The 10,019-nt window shown below is 68.3% G+C and carries 8 protein-coding genes; 5 read left to right on the top strand and 3 right to left on the bottom strand.

The genetic code is table 11. The annotated features are described in order from the left end of the window. Positions 1–26: 26 nt before the first annotated feature. Positions 27–2,501, bottom strand: coding sequence for a YfhO family protein (locus PV721_RS18255; protein WP_319725481.1), 2,475 nt, complete (start codon positions 2,499–2,501; stop codon positions 27–29). A 367-nt stretch (positions 2,502–2,868) separates the two neighbouring features. Between PV721_RS18255 and rpsL the strand changes: the two genes are divergently transcribed. The 4 genes from rpsL (at position 2,869) to tuf (ending at position 7,227) form a co-directional block, all read left to right on the top strand. Then, entirely contained in the window at positions 2,869–3,240 is a 372-nt protein-coding gene (gene rpsL, locus PV721_RS18250) for a 30S ribosomal protein S12 (protein WP_007265893.1), read from the top strand. A gap of 2 nt (positions 3,241–3,242) precedes the next feature. Further along, complete coding sequence (gene rpsG, locus PV721_RS18245) at positions 3,243–3,713, top strand: 30S ribosomal protein S7 (protein ID WP_007265894.1); 471 nt, start codon at positions 3,243–3,245, stop codon at positions 3,711–3,713. 39 nt (positions 3,714–3,752) lie between these two features. Beyond that, the gene (gene fusA / locus PV721_RS18240) at positions 3,753–5,885 is read left to right on the top strand and encodes an elongation factor G (protein WP_319725471.1); all 2,133 of its coding nucleotides are present in this window, start codon (positions 3,753–3,755) and stop codon (positions 5,883–5,885) included. Positions 5,886–6,033: 148 nt separating this feature from the next. Next, positions 6,034–7,227 (top strand): elongation factor Tu, encoded by a 1,194-nt coding sequence (gene tuf, locus PV721_RS18235; RefSeq protein WP_030710320.1) that lies wholly within the window; start codon positions 6,034–6,036, stop codon positions 7,225–7,227. A 215-nt stretch (positions 7,228–7,442) separates the two neighbouring features. Here the strand turns inward: tuf and rfbC are convergent, their stop codons facing one another. Together rfbC and rfbA are read right to left on the bottom strand one after the other, a co-directional pair. After that, positions 7,443–8,042 (bottom strand): dTDP-4-dehydrorhamnose 3,5-epimerase, encoded by a 600-nt coding sequence (gene rfbC / locus PV721_RS18230; RefSeq protein ID WP_319725468.1) that lies wholly within the window; start codon positions 8,040–8,042, stop codon positions 7,443–7,445. Beyond that, positions 8,039–8,914 carry a glucose-1-phosphate thymidylyltransferase RfbA gene (gene rfbA / locus PV721_RS18225; RefSeq protein ID WP_319725466.1) on the bottom strand — a complete coding sequence of 292 codons (876 nt, stop codon included), beginning with the start codon at positions 8,912–8,914 and terminating at the stop codon, positions 8,039–8,041. Before rfbA ends, rfbC begins: the two co-directional genes overlap by 4 nt. Positions 8,915–8,995: 81 nt before the next feature. Here rfbA and rfbB point away from each other — a divergent pair, with 81 nt between their 5' ends. Next, positions 8,996–9,973 (top strand): dTDP-glucose 4,6-dehydratase, encoded by a 978-nt coding sequence (gene rfbB, locus PV721_RS18220; protein ID WP_319725464.1) that lies wholly within the window; start codon positions 8,996–8,998, stop codon positions 9,971–9,973. The last annotated feature ends 46 nt before the right edge of the window (positions 9,974–10,019 follow it).

The following is a 10,019-nucleotide window of genomic DNA, read 5'->3' as shown; positions in this document are numbered from 1 at the left end:
CTCCTGCACCTTCACCCCCAAGGGCCTCACCCCGGGCCTGGCGGGCGGCGCAGGGCCGTCACCGTGACGCCGACGAGGACCATCACGCCGAGCACGCCGCCCGCCAGGCCCGGGGTGAGGCCCTTGGGGGTGAAGGTGCAGGAGAGTTTGCGGGTGCCCGGGGGGATGTCCACGGCGAGCAGGCCGTGGAAGCTCTTCGCCGGGGCCGAGCACTGCCAGCCAGGGATGTCGGTCAGGGCCAGGACGGCCGTGCCGGTGGCGCCCCGGGGGAGGGTGGCCGTGATGGAGTGGCCGCCCGTGGTGACCTTCGTGGCGCCGGTGGTGGTGAGGCGGCGGACCGCGGTGTCGAGGTCCGCGCGGTTCAGGCAGCCCAGCGGGTGGTCGCCGGCGGTGGCGTCCTTGGTCTGCGTCCGCACCGTCACGTCGATCCTGCCGGAGGCGGGGACCGGGCCGAGCGGGACGACTCCGGTCATCTCGTCCTCCAGCCGCTGCTGGGCGCCGCCGGCTTCGAGGGTCCCGTAGAGGGCGGGGGAGTACCAGTAGGCCTCGGTGCCGGGGGTGCACCGGGCGGCGTACGTCTGCTCGGCGGCGCTGCCCGCGCGGGCGACCTGGGGGACCTCGTAGACGGTCGCGCCCAGGACGTTCTCCTGGCGTGCGTAGACGCTCCCGCCCGGGTTCGGGGAGGCGTACGGGCCGGTGCGGACGGTGACCAGCGGGGGCGCGGGGAACTTCGCGGTGGTCCAGGTGCCCGGGGCGGACCCCGGGCGGACCCGCGCGCCGATCGAGAAGATCGCGTCGAGCACCGGGTTGTCCGCGCCGAAGAAGGTCCGGCCGTCGTTCTTGAAGCCGTAGCCGAGGGGCTCGAGGGCCCGGTACGTGGCCTCCGGGAGGTAGCTGCTGTAGTACTGCGGGCCCTCCGCCCGCAGGGCGAGGGCGTCGTTGTACGCCGTCTGGGGCGCGCCCGAGTCGGTGCGGTACGCGGGCCAGCCGCTCACGCCGCGGACCGCGTCGAAGTGGCCGGTGATCGACCGGTTCGAGGTGGGGACCGGCTTGGCCCAGCGCTCGCGGGCCCGGCGCGCGTCGGCGCTCGCCGCGGCGACGGTGGACTCGGCGAAGACGACGCCGATCATCAGCGCGGCCGCCAGGGGGACGAGGGCGCGGCGCTTCTCGCCCAGGGAGAGCAGGACGAGCGCGAGCAGCGAGACCGCCCCGCCGCCGAGGACGGCGTGCCAGGTCCAGCCGCCGAAGTCGTCGGTGTGGCGCAGGACGAAGGTGGCCGCGACCAGCAGGGCGGCGGTCAGGGCCAGGTGGAGGGGGCGCGGCCGATTGGCCAGCGCCAGCCAGGCGACGATCACCACCATGCCGCTGAAGACGAAGGTCTCGCGGTACGGGTTGCCGTTGGGCACCGCCAGCCCGTGCCACACGAACTGCGTGGGCGGGAACTGGAAGGAGGCGACCACGAGCAGGGTCGCGGCCGCCCACACCAGGCGGGTCCGCTTCGCGATCCTCGTGTTGAGGAGGAAGCTTCCTGCCAGGATCAGGCCCAGCGAGGCCACGTACAGGCGCGGGCGGCCGCCCCACAGATGGGTGGCCGGGAGCATGCCGGCGAGGAAGACCTCGATGCGCACGGGGTCGAACGCGGCGGCCTTGGTGGGCTGCGCGGCCCCGCTGGACAGGAAGGACGGCAGGAGGAACGGGAGGGTGAGCAGGATCCCGGTCCCGGCGGCCGTCGCGGCCCGCCACACGGCGCGCAGCCGCTGCCGGCCGGTCATGTCATGCGTGATCAGGCGGATGGCCAGCAGGATGCAGGCGGCCATCGTCGCCATCATCGCGGTGTAGAAGTTCCCGAACCAGGCGAGGGCGACCAGCAGAGCCACGCCCGGCCAGCGCCGCTCCTCCAGGCACCACTCGACGGCGATGCCGAGCAGGGGGAGCGCGACCAGGCCCCACAGCCACATCGGGATGTACGAGGCGTCGCTGAGCGCCCAGCCGCACAGGCCGTACGTGGCTCCGAGCACGCCCCGCTGCCACCACGGCCCGGGGTGCAGCTTGCCGAGGTAGACGCTCATCACGGCGGCGGCGGTGCCCATCGTGACCGGGGTGATCGCGAAGACGGCCAGGTCGACGTGGGCGCGCGGGACGAGGACGGCCAGCCACGAGAACGGGTTGCCGAGGTACGTGTAGTAGTCGGACAGGAACTGCTGTCCGAAGCCGCCGCGCCAGGAGAAGAGCAGGTCGCCGGCGGCCTGCCCGTGGACCAGGTCCCACAGTGCCCGGTGGAAGGGCACGTACTGGTTGGCCTGGTCGTTCAGGGCGCGGCCGGTGTTGCCGAGGGGGAAGGTGCCGCGCGCCGCCCAGGCCGCGCAGAAGGCGCCCGAGGTGAGCAGGAAGGCCAGTAGCGGGCCGCGGAAACGCGTGGTGCGGCGGATGCCCGGTCTGCGCGGGGCGGGTCGGCCCGGGGCCGGGGGACGGGCGTCGACTGTGGTCGGCTCGGGTGCCACGGTCCCCAATGTCCTGCTCCCTGCTGATCGACTCGCGGGCGTCCCGCGCCGGGCAAGGTGTCAGTTTAGGGCGCCGGGGCGGGGCACAAGGCCGATCGGGCCGCTCCCCGCTTGCGCGCGGCGGGTTTTCGTGCTGGGCATTTGTTTTGACCTACCTCTGTGAGGTAGGTACGCTCTGACCTTGTGCCTGGGGTGTGCCCTGGCTCCCGCGTGTGCATGAGACCCCGCGGAGAGCCCGGAAGAACACACCGCAATCTGCGCCTGCCTCACCTTGGTGAGAGCGTGCAGCGTTCGACACACCCGACCGCGTGGGTCGGGGGAGTTCCAGGTTAGTTTCACTACACGGCACACAGAAACCGGAGAAGTAGTGCCTACGATCCAGCAGCTGGTCCGTAAGGGCCGGCAGGACAAGGTCGAGAAGACAAAGACCCCCGCGCTTGAGGCTTCGCCCCAGCGTCGCGGCGTCTGCACGCGTGTGTTCACGACCACCCCGAAGAAGCCGAACTCGGCGCTGCGTAAGGTCGCGCGTGTGCGTCTGACCTCTGGCATCGAGGTCACCGCTTACATTCCGGGTGAGGGACACAACCTGCAGGAGCACTCGATCGTGCTCGTGCGTGGTGGCCGTGTGAAGGACCTGCCGGGTGTTCGTTACAAGATCATCCGCGGTGCGCTTGACACCCAGGCTGTCAAGAACCGCAAGCAGGCCCGCAGCCGCTACGGCGCCAAGAAGGAGAAGTAAGAATGCCTCGTAAGGGCCCCGCCCCGAAGCGCCCGGTCATCATCGACCCGGTCTACGCATCTCCTCTGGTGACGTCGCTCATCAACAAGATCCTCCTGAACGGCAAGCGCTCCACCGCCGAGCGCATCGTTTACGGCGCCATGGAAGGCCTCCGCGAGAAGACCGGCAACGACCCGGTCATCACGCTGAAGCGCGCGCTGGAGAACGTCAAGCCGTCCCTCGAGGTCAAGTCCCGCCGTGTCGGTGGCGCGACCTACCAGGTCCCCGTCGAGGTCAAGCCGGGTCGCCAGTCGACCCTGGCCCTCCGCTGGCTCGTGGGTTACTCCCGCGCCCGTCGTGAGAAGACCATGACCGAGCGCCTCATGAACGAGCTGCTCGACGCCTCCAACGGTCTTGGCGCTGCCGTCAAGAAGCGCGAGGACACGCACAAGATGGCCGAGTCCAACAAGGCCTTCGCGCACTACCGCTGGTAGTCCCAACCCACATCGAGACCGAGAGAAGACTGAGCCGATATGGCTACCACTTCGCTTGACCTGGCCAAGGTGCGCAACATCGGCATCATGGCTCACATCGACGCGGGCAAGACGACCACCACCGAGCGCATCCTGTTCTACACCGGTGTGTCTTACAAGATCGGTGAAGTCCACGACGGCGCTGCCACGATGGACTGGATGGAGCAGGAGCAGGAGCGCGGCATCACGATCACGTCCGCCGCGACGACCTGCCACTGGCCGCTCGAGGACGTCGACCACACCATCAACATCATCGACACCCCGGGTCACGTGGACTTCACCGTCGAGGTGGAGCGTTCGCTCCGCGTCCTCGACGGTGCCGTCACCGTGTTCGACGGTGTCGCCGGTGTGGAGCCGCAGTCCGAGACCGTTTGGCGTCAGGCGGACCGCTACGGCGTGCCGCGCATCTGCTTCGTCAACAAGCTCGACCGCACCGGTGCCGAGTTCCACCGCTGCGTCGACATGATCAAGGACCGCCTTGGCGCGGTTCCGATCGTCATGCAGCTCCCCATCGGTGCCGAGGCCGACTTCACTGGTGTCGTCGACCTCGTCACGATGAAGGCGTTCGTCTGGTCCGCCGAGGCGACCAAGGGCGAGATGTACGACGTCGTCGACATCCCGGCCACGCACACCGAGGCTGCTGAAGAGTGGCGCGGCAAGCTGGTCGAGACCGTCGCCGAGAACGACGACGAGATCATGGAGCTCTTCCTGAACGGCGACGAGCCGTCCGCGGAGCAGCTGCACGCCGCCGTCCGTCGCATCATCCTCGGCTCCGGCAAGGGCAAGGGCGAGCCCACGATCACCGCGGTGTTCTGTGGCACGGCGTTCAAGAACAAGGGCGTTCAGCCCCTGCTCGACGCCGTCGTCCGCTACCTGCCGTCGCCGCTGGACATCGAGGCCATCGAAGGCCACGACGTCCGCGACGCCGAGGTCGTCGTGAAGCGCAAGCCTTCCGATGACGAGCCGCTCGCGGCGCTCGCGTTCAAGATCATGAGCGACCCGCACCTCGGCAAGCTCACCTTCGTCCGGGTTTACTCGGGCCGCCTGGAGGCCGGCACTGCGGTGCTGAACTCCGTCAAGGGCAAGAAGGAGCGCATCGGCAAGATCTACCGCATGCACGCCAACAAGCGTGAAGAGATCGACGCGGTGGGCGCCGGTGACATCGTCGCCGTCATGGGCCTGAAGCAGACCACCACCGGTGAGACGCTGTGTGACGACAAGAACCCGGTCATCCTGGAGTCCATGGACTTCCCGGCGCCGGTCATTCAGGTCGCCATCGAGCCCAAGTCCAAGGGTGACCAGGAGAAGCTGGGTGTCGCCATCCAGCGTCTCGCGGAGGAGGACCCCTCCTTCCACGTTCACTCGGACGAGGAGACGGGCCAGACCATCCTCGGCGGTATGGGCGAGCTGCACCTCGAGGTGCTGGTCGACCGTATGAAGCGCGAGTTCAAGGTCGAGGCCAACGTCGGCAAGCCGCAGGTCGCGTACCGCGAGACGATCCGCAAGGCCGTCGAGCGTCACGACTACACGCACAAGAAGCAGACCGGTGGTACCGGTCAGTTCGCCAAGGTGCAGATCGCGATCGAGCCCATCACCGAGACCGACGGTCCGGCGTACGAGTTCGTGAACAAGGTCACCGGCGGACGCGTCCCGAAGGAGTACATCCCTTCGGTCGACGCCGGTGCGCAGGAGGCCATGCAGTTCGGCATCCTGGCCGGGTACGAGATGACGGGCGTTCGCGTCACGCTTCTCGACGGTGGCTACCACGAGGTCGACTCCTCCGAGCTCGCGTTCAAGATCGCCGGCTCGCAGGCCTTCAAGGAGGCCGCGCGCAAGGCTTCTCCCGTGCTCCTCGAGCCGATGATGGCCGTAGAGGTCACCACGCCCGAGGACTACATGGGTGATGTCATCGGTGACATCAACTCCCGCCGTGGCCAGATCCAGGCCATGGAGGAGCGTCACGGTGCTCGCGTCGTGAAGGGCCTCGTGCCCCTTTCGGAGATGTTCGGCTATGTCGGAGACCTCCGCAGCAAGACCTCGGGTCGCGCCAGCTACTCGATGCAGTTCGACTCCTACGCCGAGGTTCCCCGGAACGTCGCTGAGGAGATCATCGCGAAGGCCAAGGGCGAGTAACTCTCCCGAGTACACGCTTTAGGCTTGTCACCGGAGCCTCTGGGGCAACAGGAGTAACCCTCCGTTGCCCCGGAGGGGCCGGCATTCCAGCAAAGATCACCTGGCGCCGATGAGTAAGGCGTACAGAACCACTCTCCAGGAGGACCCCGTGGCGAAGGCGAAGTTCGAGCGGACTAAGCCGCACGTCAACATCGGCACCATCGGTCACATTGACCACGGTAAGACGACCCTCACGGCCGCCATTACCAAGGTGCTGCACGACGCGTACCCGGACCTGAACGAGGCCTCGGCCTTCGACCAGATCGACAAGGCTCCTGAGGAGCGCCAGCGCGGTATCACCATCTCGATCGCGCACGTCGAGTACCAGACCGAGGCGCGTCACTACGCCCACGTCGACTGCCCGGGTCACGCGGACTACATCAAGAACATGATCACCGGTGCCGCGCAGATGGACGGCGCGATCCTCGTGGTCGCCGCCACCGACGGCCCGATGCCGCAGACCAAGGAGCACGTGCTCCTGGCCCGCCAGGTCGGCGTCCCCTACATCGTCGTCGCCCTGAACAAGGCCGACATGGTGGACGACGAGGAGATCCTGGAGCTCGTCGAGCTCGAGGTCCGTGAGCTGCTCTCCGAGTACGAGTTCCCGGGCGACGACCTGCCGGTCGTCCGCGTCTCCGCGCTGAAGGCGCTCGAGGGCGACAAGGAGTGGGGCGAGAAGCTCCTCGGCCTCATGGCTGCCGTCGACGAGGCCATCCCGACCCCGCCGCGTGACACCGAGAAGCCGTTCCTCATGCCCGTCGAGGACGTCTTCACGATCACCGGTCGCGGTACGGTCGTCACCGGCCGTATCGAGCGTGGTGTCCTGAAGGTCAACGAGACCGTCGACATCATCGGTATCAAGGAAGAGAAGACCACCACCACGGTCACCGGTATCGAGATGTTCCGCAAGCTGCTCGACGAGGGCCAGGCCGGCGAGAACGTCGGTCTGCTCCTCCGCGGCATCAAGCGCGAGGACGTCGAGCGCGGCCAGGTCATCATCAAGCCCGGTTCGGTCACCCCGCACACCGAGTTCGAGGCCCAGGCCTACATCCTGTCGAAGGACGAGGGTGGCCGTCACACCCCGTTCTTCAACAACTACCGTCCGCAGTTCTACTTCCGTACCACGGACGTCACGGGTGTCGTCACCCTGCCGGCCGGCACGGAGATGGTCATGCCGGGCGACAACACCGAGATGTCGGTCGCGCTGATCCAGCCGGTCGCCATGGAGGAGGGCCTGAAGTTCGCCATCCGTGAGGGTGGTCGTACCGTGGGCGCCGGCCAGGTCACCAAGATCACGAAGTAATTCGTGCTCTGACCTGGTAGCTCGTTGAATCGGGCACCAAGTTGCACTGAAGGGCTCCGGCCCACCGCCTCGGCGGTGGGGCGGGGCCCTTCGGCGTTACGGGGCCGCGCGCGGGCCCGGGTACGAGAGCGGGCCCGGGTACAGAGCGGGCCCACGTACGAGAGAGGGCCGCACCCCTGTCCGGGGGTGCGGCCCTCTCTCGTACGTGCGGCGGGTCAGTTCACGCGCAGGGACTCGGTGAACTCCAGGCAGGCGGCGTGGTCGGGCAGCAGCCCGGTCTCGATCGCCTCGGCCAGCGACGGGGCGGCCTCGTCGCGGGCGGACAGCAGCGGGACGTCCGCCGGCCACTCGATGCCCAGGTCGGGGTCGAGGGGGTGGACCGAGTGCTCGCCGGTCGGGTTGTACGTCTCCGAGCAGAGGTACGAAAGCGTCGCGTCGTCGCTCAGCGCGCAGAAGCCGTGGCCCAGGCCCTCGGGGATGTAGACCGCACGACGGTCCACGTCGTCCAGGCGGACGCCTTCCCACTTGCCGAAGGTGGGGGAGCCGACCCGCAGGTCGACGATGACGTCGAGGACGGCGCCGCGCACGCAGCTCACGTACTTGGCCTGGCCGCGCGGCACGTCGGCGAAGTGGATGCCGCGGACCACGCCCGCGGAGGAGACCGAGAGGTTCGCCTGCGCCAGGTTCAGCGGGTGGCCGACGACCTCGGCCAGCCGGTCGAAGCGGTACCACTCGGTGAACAGGCCGCGCGGGTCGCCGTGCAGCTGCGGGGTGACCTCGAAGGCGCCCGCGATGGAGAGCTCGCGGAACTTCATCGGGCGTCCTCCTCGTCGAGCAGAGTCAGCAGGTAGTTGCCGTAGCCGCTCTTGGTGAGGGGCTCGGCGAGCGCGCGCAGCTGGGCGGAGTCGATCAGGCCGGCCCGCCAGGCCGCCTCCTCGATGCAGCCGATCTTGAAGCCCTGACGCTCCTCGATCACGCGGACGAACTCGGAGGCCTGGACCATCGAGACGAAGGTGCCGGTGTCCAGCCAGGCGGTACCGCGGTCGAGGATGGTGACGTTCAGCTCGCCGGCCTGGAGGTACGCGTCGTTGACGGCGGTGATCTCCAGCTCGCCGCGGGCGCTGGGCTTCAGGCCGCGGGCTATCTCGACGACCTGGTTGTCGTAGAAGTAGAGACCCGGCACCGCGTAGCGGGACTTGGGCTTCTCCGGCTTCTCCTCGATGGAGATGGCCTGGCCGTTCTCGTCGAACTCGACCACGCCGTAAGCGGTGGGGTCGGCCACCGGGTACGCGAACACGCGGCCGCCCTTGGCGCCGGTGTGCTGGGCGAGGCGGGTGCCGAGGCCGCTGCCGTGGAAGATGTTGTCGCCGAGGATCAGTGCGACGGACTCGTCACCGATGAAGTCGGCGCCCAGGACGAAGGCCTGGGCGATGCCCTCCGGGCGCTCCTGGACGGCGTACTCCAGCCGCAGGCCGAACTGCGAACCGTCGCCGAGCAGTCGCTCGAACTGGTCGCGGTCTTCCGGGGTGGTGATGATCAGAATTTCGCTGATCCCCGCCATCACCAGGGTGGAGAGGGGGTAATAGATCATCGGCTTGTCGAAGACGGGCAGCAGCTGCTTCGAGACTGCCCGGGTCAACGGCCAGAGTCGCGATCCGGTGCCACCGGCCAAAAGGATTCCACGCATGGGTGAACCCTATGCGAGAGCGCACGGGGGAGCCGAGCCAAGGGAATGTGACGTTCGGCAGGCCGCTAGACTCTTCGTATTATGCGCATCCTCGTGACCGGCGGCGCCGGCTTCATCGGTTCAGAATTCGTCCGCCAGCAGCTCGGTGCAGATGCCACGGCGCAGATCACTGTCTTCGACAAGCTGACCTACTCGGGCGTCGAGGCCAACCTCGCTCCGGTCGCGGACCACCCCGGCTACACCTTCGTCAAGGGCGACATCTGCGACGCCGAGGCCGTCGACCAGGTCATGCCCGGTCACGACGTCGTCGTGCACTTCGCCGCCGAGTCCCACGTGGACCGCTCGATCGCCGGCGCGGGCCCGTTCGTGATGACCAACGTCGTGGGCACCCAGGTGCTGCTCGACTCCGCACGCAAGCACGGCGTCGGCCGCTTCGTCCACATCTCCACCGACGAGGTCTACGGCTCGATCAGCGAGGGCTCCTGGACGGAGGAGTGGCCGCTGGTGCCCAACTCCCCGTACTCCGCCTCCAAGGCGTCGTCCGACCTGCTGGCGCTGGCCTACCACCGCACCCACGGCATGGACGTGGTGGTCACCCGCTGCTCCAACAACTACGGGCACTACCAGTTCCCGGAGAAGGTCATCCCGCTGTTCGTCTCGAACCTGATGGACGGCAAGAAGGTCCCGTTGTACGGCAACGGCGGCAACGTCCGCGACTGGCTGCACGTCTCCGACCACTGCCGCGGCATCGACCTGGCCATGCGCAAGGGCCGCGCCGGCGAGGTCTACAACATCGGCGGCGGCACCGAGCTCACCAACAAGGAGCTCACCGGCGTCCTGCTGGAGGCCGCCGGCCTCGGCTGGGAGATGGTCGAGCAGGTCGAGGACCGCAAGGGCCACGACCTCCGCTACTCCATCGACATCAGCAAGATCGGCGCCGAGCTGGGCTACGCCCCGCAGGTCACCTTCGAGGACGGCATCAAGGCCACCATCGACTGGTACCGCGAGAACCGCGCCTGGTGGGAGCCCCTGAAGGCGAAGGCGGCCCTGCAGAAGTGAGGACCGACCCGCGAGCCGGGCGCTGGCTCGTCACCGGTGCCGCCGG

The organism is Streptomyces sp. MB09-01, assembly GCF_033794505.1.
Lineage (GTDB): Bacteria > Actinomycetota > Actinomycetes > Streptomycetales > Streptomycetaceae > Streptomyces.
This window is presented reverse-complemented; position numbering and strand designations above follow the sequence as displayed.